Raw genomic sequence first — 20419 nt, forward strand, 5'->3', positions numbered from 1 at the left:
GTCATAGGGTGGCATATCGGGGGCGTGCAAATCGTGCGTGATGAATGGCGGAGAGGCGCTCCGTTCGCTAGACTGCTCTCCATTCGACACTCGCCATTTGCTTCTCCATGCTGATCCTTGCCATCGATACTGCGCTCGACGCCTGCTCCGTCGCCGTGCTCGACACCGAAGCGGTCGAGCTCCTTGCACAGGAGCAGCTTCTCATGAAGCGCGGCCACGCCGAGGCGCTGATGCCGATGATCGCGCGCGTGATGCACTCGGCCAACCTCGCCTTTACCGCACTCGACCGCATCGGCGTCACCGTCGGCCCCGGGAGTTTCACCGGCCTGCGCGTCGGCATTTCGGCGGCGCGCGGCCTTGCGCTTGCCGCCGACAAGCCCGCCGTCGGCCTCACCACTTTGTCGGCCTATGCCGCCAGCATCGTCGGCCAGAGCAAATCGTCGCCCGTGATGTCCGCAATCGACGCCCGTCACGACCACGTCTATTTCCAGATCGTCGCCGGCGACGGCAGCCAGCTGGTGCGGCCGCGCGTCGCTCCCATCGACGAAGCCATCGCGGCCTCGCAATTCGGTCCGCCGCATCTGATCGGCAATGCCGCAGACATCCTCGCCGCGCGCTGGCCGAAAGATGGCGAGCAGCCGGTCGCGGTCGACGCGCAGCCCGCGCCCGACATCGGCTGGGTCGCATGGCTCGGCGCGGCCGCCGATCCCGCGACAAATCCGGCGCGGCCGTTCTACCTGAAGGCGCCGGACGCCAAGCCGGCGGCACAGCCGCCGTTTGCAGCGCAAGCCGCGATCTCATGATGAATTGGCTGTCGGAATGGTGGCGCGGCGGCACGGCCGCCGTCGAGCCCGCCTCCGCGCGCGACGCCCTGCGGCTGGCGCAGCTGCATGGCGCCTCCTTCGCGCATGGCTGGGGTGAAGGCGAATTCGAGAGCATGATCGGCGAGCGCAACACGCTGGTGCATCGCTTGCGCCTCGGCCGCAGGACAATCGGCTTTGCGGTGTCGCGGATCGGCGCGGACGAGGCGGAAATCCTCTCGATCGCGGTGGACGAGGCCTATCGCGGCCGCGGCCTCTCCCGCACGCTGCTGATGACCCATCTCAGTCACCTCGCAGGGCGCGGCGTGCGCACAATATTTCTCGAAGTCGAGGAAAACAACCAGCCGGCGCGGCGGCTCTATGACCGGTGCGGATTCGTGGTGGTCGGGCGCCGCGAACGCTACTATAAGCAGCCGAACGGGGAACAATTGAACGCCCTTCTGATGCGACGTGACTTGTCGTAATATTGATGGCAGAAGACGCCCCGTCAGGCAGACAACACATGACTGGACTTAAAGCTTCCGCCGCATCCAAGGCCTCTGGTATCGAGGCGCGCTGTGCCGCCACCGGCATGCGCATGACCGAGCAGCGCCGCGTCATCGCCCGCGTGCTGGCGGAGGCGATCGATCACCCCGATGTCGAGGAATTGTACCGGCGCTGCGTCGCCGTCGACGACAAGATCTCGATCTCGACCGTATATCGCACCGTGAAGCTGTTCGAGGATGCCGGCATCATCGAACGGCATGATTTCCGCGAAGGCCGCGCGCGCTACGAGACGATGCGCGACAGCCATCACGACCACCTCATCAATCTGCGCGACGGCAAGGTGATCGAGTTCACCTCCGAGGAGATCGAGAAGCTGCAGGCGGAGATCGCCCGCAAGCTCGGCTACAAGCTGGTCGATCACCGCCTCGAGCTCTATTGCGTCCCGCTCGACGACGACAAGCCCACCAACTAAGTGCACATCGACCTCATCATCTTCGATTGCGACGGCGTGCTCGTGGACAGCGAGGTGATCTCCTGTCGTGCGCACGCGGATGTGCTGACCAAGCACGGCTATCCGATCACGCCGGACCAGGTGTTCGAGCGCTTTCTCGGCCGCTCGACGCGGCAGGCCAATCTGGAGATCGAGACCGAGCTCGGCCGCAAGCTGCCGGAGGCCTATCACGGCGATCTTCAGGACGAGCTATTTCGTTCGTTCGAGGCCGACCTCGAAGCGATCCGCGGCATCCATGATGTGCTCGATGTCGTCACGCAACGCGTCTGCGTCGCCTCCAGCGGCTCGCATCAGCGCATGCGCGTGAGCCTCGGGAGCACCGGGCTCTACGAGCGCCTGGCGCCGAATATCTTCTCGGCCTCGCAAGTGAAGAACGGCAAGCCGGCGCCGGACCTGTTCTTGTTCGCGGCCAGCGAAATGGGCGTGCCGCCTGAGCGCTGCGTCGTGATCGAGGATAGCCTGGCCGGCATTACCGGTGCCCGCGCCGCCGGCATGACCGTATTCGGCTTTTACGGGGGCAGCCATTGCGGCGACGGCTATGCCGAAATCCTGCGCCAGACCGGCGCCGACTTGACCTTTGCCGACATGCATCAGCTGCCGGAACTGGTCCGGCGGGTGGAGGCGAAGGCCTTGGCGGACTGATCATTAATGTCATTCGAGGGCACGCGCGACGCGCGTGAACAGGGAATCCGGAGATTTTGGCGCGAGATTCCGGGTTCGTGCTGCGCGCGCGCCGGAATGACGGCGCCAATGGCCCTCATTCGCTGGATTTTCGACCCTCCAGCCTATATTTGAAGGCCGTCCTTCACCGCCATTTCGGGTTCCATGACGCCGCCGCGCAAGCTGCACATCAAATCATATGGCTGCCAGATGAACGTCTACGATGCCCAGCGCATGGTGGACACGCTGGCTCCGGAAGGATTCGTGGAGACCGCGAGTGCCGAGGAGGCCGACCTCGTCATTCTCAACACCTGCCATATCCGCGAGAAGGCCTCCGAAAAAGTCTATTCCGAGCTCGGGCGCCTGCGCGTCGCCAAGGACGAGGCGGCACGCGGGGGCCGCACGATGAAAATCGCGGTCGCAGGCTGCGTGGCGCAGGCCGAAGGCGAGGAGATCGTGCGCCGCGCGCCGGTCGTCGACGTCGTGGTTGGACCGCAGAGCTATCATCATCTGCCGGAGCTGTTGAAGCGCGCCGACGACCAAGGCCGCGCAATCGAGACCGAGTTTCCCGCTCAGGACAAGTTCGGCTTCCTCGCCCAGCCCAGGCCCGATGCGATCCGCGCACGCGGCATTTCCGCTTTCGTCACGGTGCAGGAGGGCTGCGACAAGTTCTGCACCTTCTGCGTCGTGCCCTATACGCGCGGCTCGGAAGTGTCGCGGCCCGTTGCAAAGATCGTCGACGACGTGAAGCGCCTTGCCGACAACGGCGTGCGCGAGCTCACGCTGATCGGGCAGAACGTCAACGCCTATCATGGCGAGGGACCCGACGGAAAAATCTGGCCGCTCGGACGTCTGCTCGAACATCTGGCGACGATTCCCGGCATCGCGCGGCTACGCTATTCGACCAGCCATCCGCGCGACGTCGACGACAGCCTGATCGCGGCTCATCGCGATCTCGGTGCCCTGATGCCGTTCGTGCACCTGCCGGTGCAGTCGGGCTCGGACCGTATTCTGGCGGCCATGAACCGGAAACATACCGCCGATGATTACCGGCGGGTCATCGACCGTTTTCGTACCGCACGCCAAGACATTGCTTTTTCATCAGATTTTATCGTCGGCTTCCCCGGCGAGAGCGAGCAAGATTTTCTCGCCACCCTCGCGCTTGTCACGCAAATCGGCTACGCTGCGGCTTATTCGTTCAAATACTCCGCCCGGCCGGGAACGCCGGCCGCGGACATGCAGGAGACGGTGTCCCCCGCCGAGATGGACCAGCGATTGGAGCGGCTCCAGGAACTGATCGACAGCCAGCAATCGGCCTTCAACAAGGCCGCGATTGGCTCAACGGTCGACGTGCTGTTCGAACGCACCGCCCGCAAGGACGGCCAGATCGTCGGCCGCACCGCCTTCCTCCAGCCTGCGCATGTGATGGCCTCCGCCGACATCATCGGACAGATTCTGCCGGTGCGGATCGACAGCCTCCAGCGCTACAGCTTTCTCGGCGAGCTCGCCACGCCGCATAGCGCGCGCGAGCCCGCTTTATCGCAAGCCACTGGAGCCTGAACCCTTGCCAAAAAGCGCATCGGATTCGTCTTCGTTCGCTCCCAGCCGCAAATTTGACCGCGACATGCAAGTTCCGCCCGAGACCCAGGTCGTCATCGACTTCGACGACAACCGTGCCGCATCCGCGCTGGTCGGCCCCTACGGCCAGCACCTGGCGCAGATCGAGCGGCGGCTCGGCGTCGTCGTCGATTCCAAGGGCAACCACATCACCATCGGCGGCACGCGCGACGGCTGCGATGCCGCACGCCGCGTGCTGGAGATGCTCTACGCGCAAGCCGCGAAGGGACAGGATCTCGACCAGGGCGAGGTCGAAGGCGCGATCCGTGCCGTGATCGCCCAGGGCTCGCTGTTCGAGTTCGACGCCAAATCGGCCAAATCGGCTTTCGACAGCATCAACTTACGCAAGCGCCCGGTGCGTGCGCGCACCGCCGCACAGGATTCCTACATTCGCGCGCTGAAGCGCCACGAGCTGGTGTTCGGCATCGGTCCGGCCGGCACTGGCAAGACCTGGCTCGCCGTCGCCCACGCCGCGCAGCTGTTCGAGCGCAAGGAGGTCGATCGCATCATCCTGTCGCGTCCGGCGGTGGAAGCCGGCGAGCGGCTCGGCTTCCTGCCCGGCGATCTCCGCGAGAAGGTCGATCCCTATCTTCGCCCGATCTACGATGCGCTCTATGACCTCATGGATGCGCGCATCGTCGAGCGCGCGCTGCAGACCGGCGAGATCGAGATCGCGCCGCTCGCCTTCATGCGCGGCCGCACGCTCACCAACGCCGCCATCATCCTGGACGAGGCGCAGAACACCACCTCGATGCAGATGAAGATGTTCCTGACCCGTCTCGGCGAGAACAGCCGCATGATCGTGACCGGCGATCCCTCGCAGATCGACCTGCCGAACGGCCAGACCTCGGGCCTGGCCGAAGCGACCCGGCTGCTGAACGGCGTCGAGGGCATTGCCCAAGTCCATTTCAAGGCCGAGGACGTGATCCGCCACGAACTCGTGGCGCGGATCGTCGCCGCCTACGAAGGTTCGCCGCAGCGGCCGGCCACCGGCCAATCCTGACGAGGCAACAGCGGGTCCCCTGAGGGCGCCGACACGGCGCCCTTTCGTCCCAGACAGCACAATGTCCCAAACCAACCTTCCCATGACCGAGGTTCTCGTCGTCGCCGATTGCTGGCAGCACGAGCCTGATTCCGAAGCCGTGATCCTGCGTGCCGTTGCCGCGGCCGCCGAGAGCGTCGACGAAGACGTCGCCGACGCTGAAGTGGCCGTGATGCTGACCGATGATGCCGGCATCCGCACGCTCAACAGCAACTGGCGCGGCATCGACAAACCGACCAACGTGCTGTCGTTTCCCGCGCTCCAGCCTGAAGGCGAATGGAAGCCCGGCGATGCGCCGCGCATGCTCGGCGACATAGCGATCGCCTACGAGACCATGCGGCGCGAGGCGGACGAGGAACAAAAGCCGTTCGACCACCATTTGAGCCATCTCGCGGTGCATGGCTTCCTGCACCTGATCGGCTACGATCACGAGAATGACGGCGACGCCGAGGAGATGGAAGCGCTGGAGACGCAGATCCTGGCTCACCTTGGCATCCCCGATCCCTATGCAGATCGCGCGGGAACGCACTGAGATGCCCGATTCCGACCCGATCCACGACAATCCGCGCACCACGGCCAATCTGCCCGCCGTGGTGACGCAGGGCGAGGTGATGCGCCCGACGGCCGATGGCTGGCTGTTGCGCGCGATCCGCACGTTGTTCGGCTGGAAGGCGGGATCGGTGCGCGACGACCTCCAGGTCGTGCTCGATGCAACCACGCCCGACGACACCGGCTTCTCGGCGGTCGAGCGCACCATGCTGCGCAACATCCTCGGCCTGCACGAGCGCCGCATCGCCGACGTCATGGTGCACCGCGCCGACGTCGTCGCGGTGAAGCGCGACATCCCGCTCGGCGAATTGATGGACCGCTTCGAGAGCGCCGGCCATTCGCGCCTCGTGGTCTACAACGAGACGCTCGACGATCCCGTCGGCATCGTCCACATCCGCGACTTGCTCGCCTTCATGACCGCGCGGGCCCGCGTGTCGGAAGCCACCAAGACCAAGCGCAAGAAGCCGCTGCCGGCCGGACTCGATCTGCGCGCCGTCGATCTCGCGCTGCCGCTCGAGGAAGCGCGCATCATCCGCAAGCTGCTGTACGTGCCGCCGTCGATGCGGGCGATCGACCTGCTCGCGCAGATGCAGGCCACACGCATTCACCTCGCGCTGGTGGTCGACGAATATGGCGGCAGCGACGGGCTGGTCTCGCTCGAGGACATCGTCGAGCAGATCGTCGGCGAGATCGACGACGAGCACGATAGCGACGAGCCGCCTTCGATCGTGCGCCTGCCCGACAACGCCTTCATCGCCGACGCCCGCGCCAGCCTCGACGACGTTCGCTCAGTGATCGGCGAGGATTTCGTCACCGGCGAAGCCGGCGAGGAGGTTGAGACGTTGGGCGGCTATCTCGTCAGCTTCGTCGGCCGCCTGCCGGTGCGCGGCGAGGTGATCTCGGGCCCCGGCACCTACGAGATCGAGGTGCTCGACGCCGATCCGCGCCGCGTCAAGCGGCTGCGCATCTCGACGCGCAAGGAGCGCCCGGCGCCGCGCACCCAGCGCGAGAGCCGGCGGCGCGAGGCCGCCCCGGATGGCGGCCAGCCGCCAGCCGGCGACACGCCCAGCCCGCCGCCGAGCGACGGGACCGGCCAGCAGTGAGTCCGTTCCAGCGCCTTCGGCAAATTGCGCTTGCCATCATCCTCGCCTGGGGATGGAAGCGCGCGGTCATCGCCATGGCGTGCGGGGCGCTGTCGGTGCTGGCACTGGCGCCGTTCAACCTCTTCCCGGTGCTGTTCATTACCTTCCCGGTGCTGGTGTGGCTGATCGACGGGGCCGGCGCCGGCCGCTATGGCGGCGTCCCCGCTGCCGCACTGACCGGCTACTGGTTCGGGCTCGGCTATTTCGTGCCCGGCCTCTACTGGATCGGCTATGCCTTCTTCGTCGATGCCGACGTGTTCGCCTGGCTGACGCCGTTCGCCGTGCTCGGCCTGCCGGCCTATCTGTCCATCTTCACGGCCATCGGCTTTGCACTGGCGCGCCTGCTCTGGACCAAGAACGCCACGCGCGTGCTCGCGCTCGCTGCGAGCCTCACCGTCGGCGAATGGCTGCGCGGCCACGCACTGACCGGCTTTCCCTGGAATGCGTTCGGCTATGCGCTGTCCGAGCCGCTGCCGCTGGCGCAGACGGCGTCGCTGATCGGCCTGTGGGGCATGACCTTCCTGACGGTTGCGATCTTCGCCAGCCCCGCGACGCTGATCGACCGCACGCCCGATCGGCGCCTGCCGTGGCGCGCGCCGGCGGCGGCAATCGCGCTGTTGCTTGTCATGAGCATCTTCGGCGCGATCCGCCTTTCGCTGCATCCGACCACGATGGTCGCAGGCGCCAAGCTGCGCCTGATGCAGCCGAACCTGCAGCAGGATGCGAAATTCAACTATGCCGCCAAGCCGGAGGTGATGAAGAAATATCTGGCGCTGTCGGACCGCGCCTCGGGCCCGCAATCGACCGGCGTGCGCGATGCCACCATCCTGATCTGGCCGGAATCAGCCTTTCCGTTCTTCCTGACCCGAGAAGCCGACGCGATGGCGCAAATCGCCGAGCTTCTGCCGAAGGGCACCGTGCTGATCACGGGTTCGGTCCGCGCCCCCGACCTGCCGCCGGGCACGCCGATCACGCGCGCCTATAATTCGATCTACGTCATCGACCATGATGGCGGCGTGCTTGCAGTCTACGACAAGCTGCATCTGGTGCCGTTCGGCGAATTTCTGCCCTACCAGTCATTGATGGAGACGCTCGGCTTCGAGCAACTGACGCGTGTGCGCGGCGGCTTCATTCCCGGCACGGTGCGGCATGCGCTGCAAGTCCCGGGCGCGCCGCCCGCGCTACCGCTGATCTGTTACGAAGCCATCTTTCCCGGTGAAGTGGCCGGACGCAACGAACGTCCGGGCTGGATCGTCAACCTCACCAATGACGGTTGGTTCGGCATCTCGACCGGCCCCTATCAGCATCTGGAGCAGTCGCGCATGCGCGCGATCGAACTCGGATTGCCGCTGGTCCGCTCTGCCAATACCGGCGTCTCCGCGGTGATCGATCCGCTGGGCCGCACCGTCGCCAGCCTCGGTTTGGGAATCGAAGGCATTTTGGATGCGAATCTGCCCGCCGCCATCCCGCCGACGGTCTATGCGCGGGTGGGCGATGCGCCTGCGGCCATGCTTGTCGCGCTGGCCGTGATTCTGGCTGTCCGCCGACGCGTCGCCAAGCGCGCATAGCTGATCGCGCCGTCGCCGCGGAGGTAGCCGGAAACTTTTGACAACCGTAGTCCCACGGTTGACAGACTGCACGCGGGCTCCCCATTCTGCACCGGCTGCAAAAGACAGTGGTGCGTTGCTAAATTTCTCCGCAATGTTTCCCAATAACAGGGTTTGATTTGACGTTGATTGCACCTGAGGCACTCCAGTTGATTGCGCTGAGGGTGGTGTTTGGAGGGCTGAGGAAATGTCGAAAGCGCCCAACCCTGTTGACAAATATGTCGGCAGTCGCGTGCGCATGCGCCGCATCATGTTGGGCATGAGCCAGGAAAAGCTCGGTGAAGCTTTGGGCCTGACTTTCCAGCAGATCCAGAAATACGAGAAGGGCACCAACCGGGTCGGTGCAAGCCGTATCCAGCAAATCGCCGAGATTCTGCAGGTGCCGGTGTCATTCCTGTTCGAGGGCGGTCCGAGCGGCGTGCCGGGCCCGGATGGCTTCAGCGAAGGCGCTTCGCCCTCTTACGTCTCGGATTTTCTCGCGACCTCCGAAGGCCTGGCCCTGACCAAGGCGTTCACGCGAATCACCGATTCGAAGATGCGCCGCTCGATCGTCGATCTGGTCGAGCAGATCGCGGCTCGCGAAGGTCCCGACAAGCGCTGACCTGCCATCTCGATGGCGATTTGAGACCGCGTCAAATCTGGCCTATGTCGTCATTTGTGGCCGCGTCCTGATGCGCGTCCGCCTCGATGATGCGATTCAAAGGCACAGATGCGTCCATGGCCAGCTCCAATTGGTTCGATTCCCAAACTATTCTCGATGGCATCCGCCGCTGGGTGGAGATCGAGACGCCGACGGAAGCGCCTGAACAGGTCAACAAGCTGATCTCCGTGGTCGCGGAGCAATACCGCGATTTGCCCGTCACGCTCGAGCGCGTCGCCGGCGTCGATGGCTGCGGCGATCATCTCATCGTGCGCACCGATTGGGGCCAGGACCGGCCGGGCATCCTGGTGCTGAGCCATCTCGATACCGTTCATCCCCTCGGCTTCATCGAGCGGCTGCCGTTCAAGGTCGAAGGCGACGTCGCGTATGGTCCCGGCATCTACGACATGAAGGGCGGCGCCTACATCGCCCATCACGCGTTTGGTGCGCTGTGTGCGACCGGCGATCGCTCGCCGCTCGGCATCACGCACCTGTTCACCTCCGACGAGGAGATCGGCAGCCCGACCTCGCGCGCGCTCATCGAGCAGGAGGGACGCAAGGCCAAATACGTGCTGGTGACGGAGCCGGCGCGCGACGGCGGCAAGATCGTCACCGGACGCAAGGGCGTCGGACGCTTCCAGGTGTTCGTCAAGGGCGTGCCGGCGCATGCCGGCTCCCGGCCCGAGGACGGCCGCAGCGCCGTTCGCGAACTCGCCAACGTCATCCTGGCGCTGGAGGGGATGAACGATCTCGCACGCGGCGTCACCGTCAATGTCGGTGTCGTGCGCGGCGGCACGCGCCCCAACGTCACGCCGGAGGAGGCCTATGCCGAGGTCGATCTGCGCGTGATGAGCCTCAGGGATGCCGACGAGTTCGTCGGCAAGATTCTCGCTTTGACCTCGAAGACCGACGGCGTCACGGTCATCGTCACCGGCGAGCTCAACCGCCCGCCTTACGAGAAGAGCAATGCGGGAGCGTCGCTCTACGAGCATGCGAAGACGCTCGCCAGCGAGATCGGCTTCGAGCTGATCGACACCCACACCGGCGGCGGCTCGGACGGCAATTTCACCGCCTCGCACACCGCAACGCTCGACGGGCTCGGCGTCGATGGCAAGGGCGCCCACACCCATTATGAGCAGCTCTATGTCTCCTCGCTCGCGCCGCGCGCGCGGCTGCTCCACCGCCTGTATCAGACGCTGCGATGAGCGAGCGCAAATCAGACCCCGATCGCGAGGACAGCGAGCGCGCCTTCTTCGGGCGGCGCAAGGGCCACAAGCTCAGGCAGCACCAGGCCGAGCTGATCGATCATCTGCTGCCGCACCTGGCGCTCGATATCGCCGGCGAGACGCCGGCGGATGCTCGCGAGATCTTCGGTCCCGCAACCGAGGACGTGCGGCTCGAGATCGGCTTCGGCGGCGGCGAGCATCTTGCGGCGGAGGCACAGAACTTCGCCACGACCGGCTTCATCGGCTGCGAGCCCTATGTCAACGGCATGGCCAAGATCCTCGCGCAGATCGAGGCCGCCAACATCGGCAACATCCGCCTGTTCGCCGGCGATGCCGCCGAGCTGCTGGCCTGGCTGCCCAATGCGTCGGTGTCGCGGATCGACCTGATCCACCCCGATCCCTGGCCGAAGCGGCGGCACTGGAAACGGCGCTTCGTCCAGGACAGGACGATCGCCGCGATGGCGCGTGTGCTGAAGGGAGGCGGCGAATTCCGCTTCGTCTGCGACATCGACGATTACTGCGCCTGGACGCTGTCGCATCTTGCGCGTTCGCCGGATTTCGTCTGGCTTGCCGAACGCGCCGACGATTTCAGGCAGCCATGGGCCGGCTACACCATGACGCGCTACGGCCGCAAGGCCGCGCGCGAGGGACGCAAGGCGGCTTACTTGCGGTTCAGAAGAACGTAGTCGGCATTCCCTGGCGAATGCGCCGCATCGAGCCCGCAATCTTGAGAGTCCGGGTTTGCGCTTCGCTCGTCCCGCAATGACAAGAGAGAGAGCTTCAAATCGTCTGCCGGTTGCGCCAGAAATTCACGACGCGCTCGGCGGTCGTCGGCATCAGGCGCGAGAAGTTCACGCGCGCGGTCTCGATGTCGGCATCCGCCGGGGTGCGGTGCGAATCATACCAGAGCAGGATGAGCGCGCGCACGGTGGGCCAGCCCAGATTCAGCACGCGGCCCACAATGAGGATCGGATCGTAGCGGTCGCCGGCGATCAGGCGGTCGAGCACCGAGAGGCGAACGCCGGACAGCGCCGAGAGCGAGGCGATCGATTCTTCGTATTTGTTCGCCTTGGCGAAGCCGAGCAGCGCGCTCTCGCCGAGATGGCCCTCGCGATGCAAGGCGAGCACCGTACGCTGGGCCGCGGAGTAATCCCGCCGTGGCCCGGGCGGCAGCGCGGCCTCCTCGATCGCCATCATCGCGCGCTTGATCTCGGCCTGGCGCGCCGGATTGACCACGCTGGAGAGGCGGCGGCGGATGACGTCGAGCGTGCCGTCGAGCAGCTGCTTCAGGTTTTCACCCGAAAGATCCTTGCGCTGGCCGATCTTGAGCGTCAGCACGCCGTCCTGCGCCGCGCGCTTGATCAGCTCGGAATAACTGCCGGGCGAGAACACCGCACCGGCATTGCCGGCGGCGCGGCGCACCACGTCGCGGTCGCCGCGCTCGACCAGCACGTCGGTGATCTCAGCCGACAGAGCGGGACGCTCCGTCATCGCCAGCAGATGGCCCTGGCCCTTCAGCCGCGCGATCTCGACCAGAGCGGCGTCATCGAGCACCGGCGAGCGGCGCAGCACCGGGCCGGCCACCATGATCTCGTTCTCGCGCGCGAGCTGATTGACCAGATGCGGCGGCGCGTTGTTCAGATGCGAGAAGCGCTCGGCGAGATCGACGCGCGAGGCAAGCTCCGCATGTGGGACGAGGTCGATCAGGAGATTGTCGAAGAGATCGATCAGCTCGGGACGAAGATTGGCGGAATCCTGGAAAAACAATTCGGAGATGGCACGCGCGATCTCGCCGCGTCGCCGCGGATCGCCGCGTTTGACGATATCGTCAAGTCCGGGAATGAGCGACGTGGCAACGGTCATGAAAACGCAACTCGAACAGGGCACGCCGCGGGTGCGCCCTTGGTCCAAGCCGCCCCACAATCAGGGAATCTAGGCCTGCTTGATGAAGGAAGCGTTGCGCCAAGGGGGCCGCGAACCGGCGCAAAAAGGCCGCCCTTGCCCGCAATGGGCCTTGTCCAGGAGGGGGGAAAGCGCTATATCAGCGCCAATTCATCTTCTCATACGATCCGCGTAGTGAGAGTGGGCCCGAAAGGACCCGCTCTTTTTTATTACCTGAACGCGGCTCGGCGGAAGATGCGACCCGACGCATGTCGGGAGAGTTCCGAAAGCGGGCTTTGAAATCGTAACCAAGCCTTAACCATCGAGCGCCTGACCCTGGACATGACCGAACCGACCCCTGGTTCCACGGATGCCGAATTGCTGGCCGAGCCGAGACTCGTGGTCGAGCCCGGCGTGGCGGCACGGGTGTCGGCGGTCGCAGCGCCGGTGCTCGAGGGCATGGGCTATCGCCTGGTGCGGATCCGCATTTCCGGCGAGGCCGGCTGCACCGTGCAGATCATGGCCGAGCGGCCGGACGGCTCGATGCAGCTCGAAGACTGCGAGGCGATCTCGCGGGCGCTCTCGCCTGTCCTCGACGTCGCCGATCCCATCGATCGTGCCTACCGGCTGGAAATCTCCTCGCCGGGGATCGACCGTCCGCTGGTCCGCCGGTCCGATTTCGAGCGCTATTCCGGCCATCTGGTGAAGATCGAGATGGCGGTCGCGCATGAGGGGCGCAAGCGCTTCCGCGGCACGCTCGGCGCCGTCGAAGGCAACCGGGTGCATCTGCACCGCGACGACGTCAAGGCGGGCGACAATCCCGATGTGCTCCTGACCATGGAGGACATCGGCGAGGCCCGGCTGGTGCTGACCGACGAGCTGATCGCCGAATCCATGCGCCGCGGCAAGGCCGAGGAGCGCCAGATGCGCCGGGATCTCGGCCTCGAGCCGCCGCAGGCGCCGCACGCCAAGATCAGCGAAAAGACCACCAAGAACAGCAAGCCGCAGAAAAAGAAGAAGCCGGCCCCGACCAACACGAAGAAACATCGCCTTGCCGCCGAACGCGCGCGGCGGGGCGAGATCGAGCCTGACGAAGGAGACTAGCCATGGCAGTCAGCGCCAATCGACTTGAGTTGCTCCAGATCGCAGACGCCGTTGCGCGCGAGAAATCGATCGACCGCGGCATCGTCATCGCGGCGATGGAGGACGCCATCGCCAAGGCGGCGCGGGCTCGTTACGGCAGCGAGACTGACGTTCACGCCGAGATCGACCCGAAGAAGGGCGAGCTGCGGCTGTCGCGCCACATGCTGGTGGTCGACAAGGTCGAGAACCATTCCAACCAGATCTCGCTGGTCGACGCGCAGCGCGCCAATCCCGGCGCCCAGGTCGGCGACACCATCGCCGACACCCTGCCGCCGCTGGAATACGGCCGCATCGCCGCGCAGTCGGCCAAGCAGGTGATCGTGCAGAAGGTGCGCGAGGCCGAGCGCGACCGCCAATACCAGGAATTCAAGGACCGCATCGGCGACATCGTCAACGGCGTCGTCAAGCGCGTGGAATATGGCAGCGTGATCGTCGATCTCGGCCGCGGCGAAGCCATCATCCGCCGCGACGAGATGCTGCCGCGCGAAGTCTTCCGCAACGGCGACCGCGTCCGCGCCTACATCTTCGACGTCCGCCGCGAGACCCGCGGTCCCCAGATCTTCCTGTCGCGCACCCATCCGCAGTTCATGGCGAAGCTGTTCGCGCAGGAAGTGCCGGAGATCTATGACGGCATCGTCGAGATCAAGGCGGTGGCCCGCGATCCGGGCTCGCGCGCCAAGATCGGCGTGATTTCCCGCGATTCCTCGGTCGATCCGGTCGGCGCCTGCGTCGGCATGCGCGGCTCGCGCGTGCAGGCCGTGGTGAACGAATTGCAGGGCGAGAAGATCGACATCATCCCCTGGTCGCCCGACATCGCGACCTTCGTGGTCAACGCGCTGGCGCCGGCCGAAGTCTCCAAGGTCGTGATCGACGAAGACCGCGAGCGCATCGAGGTCGTGGTGCCCGACACCAACAACCAGCTCTCGCTGGCGATCGGCCGCCGCGGCCAGAACGTGCGTCTGGCCTCGCAGCTCACCGGCTGGGACATCGACATCCTCACCGAGCAGGAGGAATCGGAGCGCCGCCAGGCCGACTTCGAGAATTCCACCCGCGTCTTCATGGAATCGCTCAACGTCGACGAGGTGGTCGGCCAGCTGCTGGCGTCCGAAGGCTTCACCTCGGTCGAGGAACTCGCCATGGTGGACCTCAAGGAACTCGCCGGCATCGAGGGCTTCGACGAGGAGACCGCGCAGGAGCTGCAGAGCCGTGCCCGCGAATATCTCGAGCAGCAGGAAGCCGAGATCGAGGCGAAGCGCAAGGAGCTCGGTGTCGAGGACGCCGTCAAGGAGGTGCCCGGCGTCACCTCCAAGATGCTGGTGAAGTTCGGCGAGAACGACATCAAGACGGTCGAAGACCTCGCGGGCTGCGCCACCGACGATCTGGTCGGCTGGACCGAGCGCAAGGAAGGTGGCGAGTCCACCAAGCATCCGGGCGCCCTGGACGGCATCGATATCTCCCGCGACGATGCCGAAGCGATGATCATGCAGGCCCGCGTCAAGGCTGGCTGGATCACCGAGGCCGATCTCGCCAAGCCGGCTGAGGAGGCCGAGGCGACCGAAGATCAGCCGGCTTAAGGGCAACGGAGGATGTCGCCCGGATGCTCGCCAGCACTGACAACGAACTTGACCATGGACCGCGGGCCGAAAGGTCCGCGACCATGCGCATGTGCGCGGTCAGCCGCGAGGTCCGGCCGATCGACGAGCTGATCCGCTTCGTCATTTCGCCGCAAGGCGACGTGGTTCCAGATCTCAAGCGCAAGCTGCCCGGGCGCGGTATGTGGCTCACGGCCTCCCGCGGGGTGGTTGCGGAAGCCGTGCGGCGTCACCAATTTAGCAAGGCCTTCAAGCGCGAGCTTCGCACCCCCCAGACGCTTCCTGCCGACATCGAGGCGCTCCTGGTTCGGAGCGTGACGGAAGCCCTTGGGATCGCCGCCAAGGCCGGCCAGGTCGTGGCCGGCTTCGGCAAGGTCGAAAGCGCCCTTCGAGAAGGCACGGTCGAGGTCTTGATCCACGCCAGCGACGGGGCCGCGGACGGAATCCGCAAATTGGACATGCTGGCGCGTCAAAATGCCGGAAATCGCGGCGCCAAGGCGCAGATTCCCGTCGTCACCGCGCTGAAATCGGTAGAATTGGATTTGGCACTGACCCGGTCAAATGTGATACATGCTGCCCTGCTCGCGGGCCCGGCGAGCAAGTCATTCCTGTCACGTAGCCAGATGCTGGTCCGATACCGGATGGCGGACGTTGACAAGACTGCCGAAGAGCCCGGCCAGGATTTCTGAGAGACAAGACGACCCGATTGGACGGTGCGGCAACGCACAACACTGACAAATCAGGATTAGGACTGCTGAATGGTTGATACCAAGACCCCTGACGACAAGAAGCTGAGCGTTCCGAGCAAGACGCTATCGCTCAAGCCGCGCGTCGAAACGGGCACTGTCCGCCAGAGCTTCAGCCATGGCCGCAGCAAGCAGGTCGTGGTCGAGAAGCGCGGCAAGCGCCGCATCGACGGCAGCGCCGAGCCGCAGGCTCCCACGGTTGTTGCGAAGCCCGCACCGGCCGCCCCTGCGCCTGCTCCGTCACGCTCGGCGCCGCCGCGCAACGCCGGCTCCGGCGTCGTGCTGCGCACGCTGACCGAGGACGAACGTTCCGCCCGCGCCAGCGCGCTGGCCGATGCCAAGGTTCGCGAAATCGAAGAGCGCCGCCAGGCCGAGGAAGAGGCCCAGCGTCGCGCGGTCCGCGAGGCCGCCGAACGGGCCGAGCGCGAAGCCGCCGAATCCCGCCGCAAGGCCGAGGAAGAGCGCCACCGTCACGAGGAAGAGGCCAAGCGCAAGGCCGAGACCGAAGCCAAGAAGCGCTTCGGCGAGGGCGAGCAACCGCAATCCGCTCCGCGCCCGGCAACTGCCGCCCCGGCCGCTCCCGCGCCGCGTCCCGGCGCGCCCGCAGCGCGTCCCGGCGCCGCCCCGACGACGGCACGCCCGGGAACGACGACCGCGCGTCCCGGAACCACCACGACGCGGCCGCCGGGCGGCGGCCCGCTGGGTCGCACGCCCGCGATGGCCGCGGGACCGGATGAGGACGATGGTCCGCGTCAGGTCCGTCGCGGCCCCGGCGGCGCCGCGCGTCCCGCGGCAGCCCCCAAGACCACCCACAAGCCCGGCCCGCAGAAAGAGCGTGGCCGCCTGACGGTCGTCACCGCGCTCAATGCCGACGAAGTGCGCGAGCGCTCGATCGCCTCGTTCCGCCGTCGCACCCAGCGCCTGAAGGGCCACGCCTCGAATGAGCCCAAGGAAAAGCTCGTCCGCGAGGTGACGATCCCGGAAGCGATCACCATCCAGGAACTCGCCAACCGCATGTCCGAGCGCGCAGTCGACGTCATCCGCATGCTGATGAAGCAGGGCGCGATGCACAAGATCACCGACGTGATCGACGCCGACACGGCGCAGCTGATCGCCGAAGAGCTCGGCCACACCGTCAAGCGCGTTGCCGCGTCCGACGTCGAGGAAGGCCTGTTCGACACCGTCGATGATTCCACCGACACCGAAACCCGGTCGCCGGTCGTCACCGTCATGGGTCACGTCGACCACGGCAAGACCTCGCTGCTCGATGCGCTCCGTCATGCCAACGTGGTCTCCGGCGAAGCCGGCGGCATCACCCAGCATATCGGCGCCTACCAGGTGGTGTCGCCCGAGAGCGGCAAGAAGATCACCTTCATCGACACGCCCGGCCACGCCGCGTTCACCGCGATGCGCGCCCGCGGCGCCAAGGTCACCGACATCGTCGTGCTGGTGGTCGCGGCCGATGACGGCGTGATGCCGCAGACGGTCGAAGCCATCAACCACGCCAAGGCGGCGCGGGTGCCGATCATCGTTGCGATCAACAAGATCGACAAGCCCGACGCCAAGCCGGAACGGGTGCGCACCGAGCTGCTCCAGCACGAGGTGCAGGTGGAATCCTTCGGCGGCGATGTCGTCGACGTCGAAGTGTCCGCCAAGAACAAGACCAATCTCGACAAGCTGCTCGAGATGATCGCGCTCCAGGCCGAAATCCTCGACCTGAAGACCAATTCGGAGCGTCCGGCCGAAGGCACCGTGATCGAGGCCAAGCTCGATCGCGGCCGTGGTCCGGTGGCGACCGTGCTGGTCCAGCGCGGCACGCTCCGTGTCGGCGACATCATCGTCGCGGGCGCCGAGATGGGCCGCGTCCGCGCGCTGATCTCGGATCAGGGCGAGACCGTGCAGGAAGCAGGTCCCTCGGTGCCGGTCGAAGTGCTCGGCTTCAACGGTCCGCCGGAAGCCGGCGATCGTCTCGCCGTGGTCGAGAACGAAGCCCGCGCCCGCCAGGTCACCAGCTACCGCGCGCACCAGAAGCGCGAGAACGCGGCAGCCTCGATCTCCGGCATGCGCGGCTCGCTCGAGCAGATGATGTCGCAATTGAAGACGGCGGGCCGCAAGGAATTCCCGCTGATCGTCAAGGCCGACGTGCAGGGCTCGCTGGAAGCGATCCTCGGCTCGCTGGAGAAGCTCGGCACCGACGAAGTCGCCGCCCGCATCCTGCATGCCGGTGTCGGCGGCATCTCGGAATCCGACGTGACGCTCGCGGAAGGCTTCAACGCCGCGATCATCGGCTTCTCGGTTCGTGCCAACAAGGAGGCAGCTGCGGCCGCCAAGCGCAACGGCATCGAGATCCGCTACTACAACATCATCTACGACCTCGTGGACGACGTGAAGAAGGCGATGAGCGGCCTGCTCGCGCCGACCTTGCGCGAGACCATGCTGGGCAATGCCGAGATCCTGGAGATCTTCAACATCTCCAAGGTCGGCAAGGTCGCCGGCTGCCGCGTCACCGACGGCACCGTGGAACGCGGCGCCAATGTGCGCCTGATCCGCGACAACGTCGTGGTGCACGAAGGCAAGCTGTCGACGCTGAAGCGCTTCAAGGACGAAGTGAAGGAAGTCCAGTCCGGTCAGGAATGCGGCATGGCCTTCGAGAACTATCACGACATGCGTGCCGGTGACGTGATCGAGTGTTATCGCGTGGAGACGATCCAGCGCTCCCTGTAAGTCCAAATCTTACCGAAGCGCTCGGATCTTTTTGAACTGAAATTGCGGGAGTGCGATGGCCGGATTTTTCCGGCCATCCACCCCTCTTCGTTTCAACAGGACAAATGACAATGCCCGTGCCCCATGCACGGGCATGACGAGGTGATTTTCGAGAATGCCACGCCATCATCAGAAGAAGAGTTCCGCGCCGGGCGGAGGCTCGCAACGTCAGTTGCGCGTCGGCGAGCAGGTTCGCCACGCGATGGCCGATATTCTGGCGCAAGGCAACGTGCATGATGCGGACCTCGAAGGCCACATCATCACCGTGCCGGAGGTACGGATGTCGCCCGACCTGAAGCTCGCGACAGTCTATGTGATGCCGCTTGGTGGCCGCGACACCGAGATCGTCATCGCTGCGCTCGAGCGCAACAAGAAGTTCCTGCGCGGCGAGGTCGCGCGGCGCGTTAACCTGAAATTTGCACCTGACATTCGCTTCCGCGTCGACGAACGATTCGACGAAGCGGAACGGATCGAGAAGCTTTTGCGAACACCTGCGGTGCAGAAGGACTTGGACAAGGATCTGGATTCGGATCGGGAAGAAGAGCAATGACGATGGACCCGGCTCACGGCACGATCGGCGACAGCGAGGCTGATCAGCGCGACGTGCAGACAAACAATTTTGCAGACATGGGCGGCAACTCTCAGCCGCATCAGGAGCCGCGCCGCGTCAACAACGATCCGCGCGCCAAGCAGCAGAAAGGCAACCAGGTTCGCCGCGACCGGCGCGACGTTCATGGCTGGGTCGTGCTCGACAAGCCGATCGGCATGACCTCGACGCAGGCGGTCGCGGTACTCAAGCGCCTGTTCAACGCCAAGCGCGCCGGACACGCCGGCACGCTCGACCCGCTCGCCTCGGGCGGGTTGCCGATCGCGCTCGGGGAAGCCACCAAGACCGTTCCCTTCGTCATGGACGGCCGCAAGCGCTACCAGTTCACCGTGTGCTGGGGCGAGGAGCGCGACACCGACGACATCGAGGGCCGGGTGACCGCGACCTCCGACCAGCGTCCGACCCGGGAGGCCATCCTGGCCCTGCTGCCCCGTTTCACCGGGGTGATCGAGCAGATCCCGCCGCGCTATTCGGCCATCAAGGTCCAGGGCGAGCGCGCCTATGACCTCGCCCGCGACGGCGAGGTCGTGGAACTGGCCCCTCGCCCGGTCGAGATTCATCATTTAACCCTTGTTAATCAACCAGATAACGACCACGCCGTGTTCGAGGCCGAATGCGGCAAGGGCACCTATGTCCGCGCGCTGGCCCGCGATATGGGCCGGATTCTCGGCACTTATGGCCATATTTGCGCGCTCAGGCGGACCCTGGTCGGCCCATTTGGCGAAAATGACATGATTCCGCTGGATCAGTTGGAGGCTTTGTGCGATAGAGCCGCGTCCGGCGAGGGCAGCCTCGCCGACGCGCTTTTGCCCGTTGAGACCGCGCTGGACGACATCCCGGCACTGGCCGTCACTCGGGCTGATGCGGCAAGGCTCCATCGGGGTCAGGCCGTTTTGTTGCGCGGACGGGATGCGCCCACTTGTAGCGGCACAGTCTATGTCACGGTGGCAGGCCGTCTTTTGGCGCTTGCCGAAGTTGGCAATGGCGAAATCATCCCCAAGCGTGTGTTCAACCTGACCGGCCTGACTGCCAGCCCCGGTCGCAACGAGAGAAATTGACGATGTCGATTGCCGCAGAACGCAAAGCGGAAGTCATCAAGACGAATGCCACCAAGGCCGGCGACACCGGCTCGCCCGAGGTTCAGGTCGCGATCCTCTCGGAACGCATCAACAACCTCACCAACCATTTCAAGACCCACGTGAAGGACAACCATTCGCGCCGCGGTCTCTTGAAGCTGGTCTCGACCCGCCGCTCGCTCCTCGACTATCTCAAGAAGAAGGACGAGGCACGGTACAAGGCGCTGCTCGAGAAGCACAATATTCGTCGTTAACAGTTCCTGCGCGCGCCACCGGCGCGCGTTTTTGCACGTGGTTTCGAACGAAAGCG

Annotated in this window: 20 protein-coding genes; 19 read left to right on the top strand and 1 reads right to left on the bottom strand. The window is 65.5% G+C overall.

From position 1 onward, the window contains the following. Positions 1-107: 107 nt before the first annotated feature. The 12 genes from tsaB (at position 108) to trmB (ending at position 10987) form a co-directional block, all read left to right on the top strand. A complete protein-coding gene (gene tsaB / locus P6U31_RS00150) occupies positions 108-803 on the top strand; it encodes a tRNA (adenosine(37)-N6)-threonylcarbamoyltransferase complex dimerization subunit type 1 TsaB (RefSeq protein WP_407186309.1) in 696 nt (231 codons plus the stop codon). Further along, positions 800-1285 (top strand): ribosomal protein S18-alanine N-acetyltransferase, encoded by a 486-nt coding sequence (gene rimI, locus P6U31_RS00155; RefSeq protein ID WP_407186310.1) that lies wholly within the window; start codon positions 800-802, stop codon positions 1283-1285. The genes tsaB and rimI overlap by 4 nt, the downstream gene beginning before the upstream one ends. 38 nt (positions 1286-1323) lie before the next feature. Next, a complete protein-coding gene (locus P6U31_RS00160; protein ID WP_128928614.1) occupies positions 1324-1779 on the top strand; it encodes a Fur family transcriptional regulator in 456 nt (151 codons plus the stop codon). Further along, complete coding sequence (locus tag P6U31_RS00165; RefSeq protein ID WP_407186311.1) at positions 1780-2460, top strand: HAD family hydrolase; 681 nt, start codon at positions 1780-1782, stop codon at positions 2458-2460. It abuts the gene before it with no gap. Positions 2461-2643: 183 nt separating this feature from the next. Next, a complete protein-coding gene (gene miaB / locus P6U31_RS00170) occupies positions 2644-4038 on the top strand; it encodes a tRNA (N6-isopentenyl adenosine(37)-C2)-methylthiotransferase MiaB (protein WP_407186312.1) in 1395 nt (464 codons plus the stop codon). A 64-nt stretch (positions 4039-4102) separates the two neighbouring features. Beyond that, a complete protein-coding gene (locus P6U31_RS00175; protein ID WP_407186313.1) occupies positions 4103-5098 on the top strand; it encodes a PhoH family protein in 996 nt (331 codons plus the stop codon). A 61-nt stretch (positions 5099-5159) separates the two neighbouring features. Next, positions 5160-5669 (top strand): rRNA maturation RNase YbeY, encoded by a 510-nt coding sequence (ybeY, locus tag P6U31_RS00180; RefSeq protein ID WP_407186314.1) that lies wholly within the window; start codon positions 5160-5162, stop codon positions 5667-5669. 1 nt (position 5670) lies between these two features. Further along, entirely contained in the window at positions 5671-6789 is a 1119-nt protein-coding gene (locus tag P6U31_RS00185; protein ID WP_407186315.1) for a hemolysin family protein, read from the top strand. Further along, positions 6786-8396: an apolipoprotein N-acyltransferase gene (gene lnt, locus P6U31_RS00190; RefSeq protein ID WP_407186316.1), complete on the top strand. Its 1611-nt coding sequence runs from the start codon at positions 6786-6788 to the stop codon at positions 8394-8396. The genes P6U31_RS00185 and lnt overlap by 4 nt, the downstream gene beginning before the upstream one ends. 226 nt (positions 8397-8622) lie before the next feature. Next, positions 8623-9036: a helix-turn-helix domain-containing protein gene (locus P6U31_RS00195; RefSeq protein ID WP_018319423.1), complete on the top strand. Its 414-nt coding sequence runs from the start codon at positions 8623-8625 to the stop codon at positions 9034-9036. A gap of 86 nt (positions 9037-9122) precedes the next feature. Beyond that, positions 9123-10280: a M20 family metallopeptidase gene (locus P6U31_RS00200; protein WP_407186317.1), complete on the top strand. Its 1158-nt coding sequence runs from the start codon at positions 9123-9125 to the stop codon at positions 10278-10280. After that, positions 10277-10987, top strand: a complete 711-nt coding sequence (gene trmB, locus P6U31_RS00205) for a tRNA (guanosine(46)-N7)-methyltransferase TrmB (protein ID WP_407186318.1) — start codon at positions 10277-10279, stop codon at positions 10985-10987. The genes P6U31_RS00200 and trmB overlap by 4 nt, the downstream gene beginning before the upstream one ends. Before the next feature lie 94 nt (positions 10988-11081). Here trmB and P6U31_RS00210 read toward each other — a convergent pair whose 3' ends face one another. After that, positions 11082-12164, bottom strand: a complete 1083-nt coding sequence (locus P6U31_RS00210) for a DUF2336 domain-containing protein (RefSeq protein ID WP_407186319.1) — start codon at positions 12162-12164, stop codon at positions 11082-11084. Between the two features lie 360 nt (positions 12165-12524). On the opposite strand from P6U31_RS00210, the gene rimP reads away from it, so the two are divergent. From rimP to rpsO, 7 genes are all read left to right on the top strand, one after another. After that, positions 12525-13286: a ribosome maturation factor RimP gene (rimP, locus tag P6U31_RS00215; RefSeq protein WP_407186320.1), complete on the top strand. Its 762-nt coding sequence runs from the start codon at positions 12525-12527 to the stop codon at positions 13284-13286. Between the two features lie 2 nt (positions 13287-13288). Continuing rightward, positions 13289-14899: a transcription termination factor NusA gene (gene nusA, locus P6U31_RS00220; protein WP_407186321.1), complete on the top strand. Its 1611-nt coding sequence runs from the start codon at positions 13289-13291 to the stop codon at positions 14897-14899. Positions 14900-14922: 23 nt separating this feature from the next. Then, positions 14923-15606: an RNA-binding protein gene (locus P6U31_RS00225; RefSeq protein ID WP_407186322.1), complete on the top strand. Its 684-nt coding sequence runs from the start codon at positions 14923-14925 to the stop codon at positions 15604-15606. 69 nt (positions 15607-15675) lie between these two features. Continuing rightward, positions 15676-18387 carry a translation initiation factor IF-2 gene (gene infB / locus P6U31_RS00230; protein WP_407186323.1) on the top strand — a complete coding sequence of 904 codons (2712 nt, stop codon included), beginning with the start codon at positions 15676-15678 and terminating at the stop codon, positions 18385-18387. Positions 18388-18541: 154 nt separating this feature from the next. Continuing rightward, complete coding sequence (rbfA, locus tag P6U31_RS00235; protein WP_128928629.1) at positions 18542-18976, top strand: 30S ribosome-binding factor RbfA; 435 nt, start codon at positions 18542-18544, stop codon at positions 18974-18976. Further along, entirely contained in the window at positions 18973-20091 is a 1119-nt protein-coding gene (gene truB / locus P6U31_RS00240) for a tRNA pseudouridine(55) synthase TruB (RefSeq protein WP_407186324.1), read from the top strand. The genes rbfA and truB overlap by 4 nt, the downstream gene beginning before the upstream one ends. A 2-nt stretch (positions 20092-20093) precedes the next feature. After that, on the top strand, positions 20094-20363 hold the full coding sequence (gene rpsO, locus P6U31_RS00245) for a 30S ribosomal protein S15 (protein ID WP_008540131.1): 270 nt from the start codon (positions 20094-20096) through the stop codon (positions 20361-20363). Positions 20364-20419: the final 56 nt, after the last annotated feature.

Source organism: Bradyrhizobium centrosematis (assembly GCF_045571495.1).
Taxonomy (GTDB): Bacteria; Pseudomonadota; Alphaproteobacteria; order Rhizobiales; family Xanthobacteraceae; genus Bradyrhizobium; species Bradyrhizobium centrosematis.

Bases quoted from the DNA above. Each gene is read 5' to 3' on its own strand.
- rpsO (WP_008540131.1), top strand. From the start codon at position 20,094: ATGTCGATTGCCGCAGAACGCAAAGCGGAAGTCATCAAGACGAATGCC.
- P6U31_RS00175 (WP_407186313.1), top strand. From the start codon at position 4,103: ATGCAAGTTCCGCCCGAGACCCAGGTCGTCATCGACTTCGACGACAAC.
- rimP (WP_407186320.1), top strand. From the start codon at position 12,525: ATGACCGAACCGACCCCTGGTTCCACGGATGCCGAATTGCTGGCCGAG.
- ybeY (WP_407186314.1), top strand. From the start codon at position 5,160: ATGTCCCAAACCAACCTTCCCATGACCGAGGTTCTCGTCGTCGCCGAT.
- P6U31_RS00160 (WP_128928614.1), top strand. From the start codon at position 1,324: ATGACTGGACTTAAAGCTTCCGCCGCATCCAAGGCCTCTGGTATCGAG.
- tsaB (WP_407186309.1), top strand. From the start codon at position 108: ATGCTGATCCTTGCCATCGATACTGCGCTCGACGCCTGCTCCGTCGCC.
- nusA (WP_407186321.1), top strand. From the start codon at position 13,289: ATGGCAGTCAGCGCCAATCGACTTGAGTTGCTCCAGATCGCAGACGCC.
- P6U31_RS00210 (WP_407186319.1), bottom strand. From the start codon at position 12,164: ATGACCGTTGCCACGTCGCTCATTCCCGGACTTGACGATATCGTCAAA.
- P6U31_RS00225 (WP_407186322.1), top strand. From the start codon at position 14,923: ATGCTCGCCAGCACTGACAACGAACTTGACCATGGACCGCGGGCCGAA.
- rbfA (WP_128928629.1), top strand. From the start codon at position 18,542: ATGCCACGCCATCATCAGAAGAAGAGTTCCGCGCCGGGCGGAGGCTCG.
- P6U31_RS00200 (WP_407186317.1), top strand. From the start codon at position 9,123: ATGATGCGATTCAAAGGCACAGATGCGTCCATGGCCAGCTCCAATTGG.
- miaB (WP_407186312.1), top strand. From the start codon at position 2,644: ATGACGCCGCCGCGCAAGCTGCACATCAAATCATATGGCTGCCAGATG.
- rimI (WP_407186310.1), top strand. From the start codon at position 800: ATGATGAATTGGCTGTCGGAATGGTGGCGCGGCGGCACGGCCGCCGTC.
- P6U31_RS00195 (WP_018319423.1), top strand. From the start codon at position 8,623: ATGTCGAAAGCGCCCAACCCTGTTGACAAATATGTCGGCAGTCGCGTG.
- P6U31_RS00185 (WP_407186315.1), top strand. From the start codon at position 5,671: ATGCCCGATTCCGACCCGATCCACGACAATCCGCGCACCACGGCCAAT.
- infB (WP_407186323.1), top strand. From the start codon at position 15,676: ATGGTTGATACCAAGACCCCTGACGACAAGAAGCTGAGCGTTCCGAGC.
- trmB (WP_407186318.1), top strand. From the start codon at position 10,277: ATGAGCGAGCGCAAATCAGACCCCGATCGCGAGGACAGCGAGCGCGCC.
- truB (WP_407186324.1), top strand. From the start codon at position 18,973: ATGACGATGGACCCGGCTCACGGCACGATCGGCGACAGCGAGGCTGAT.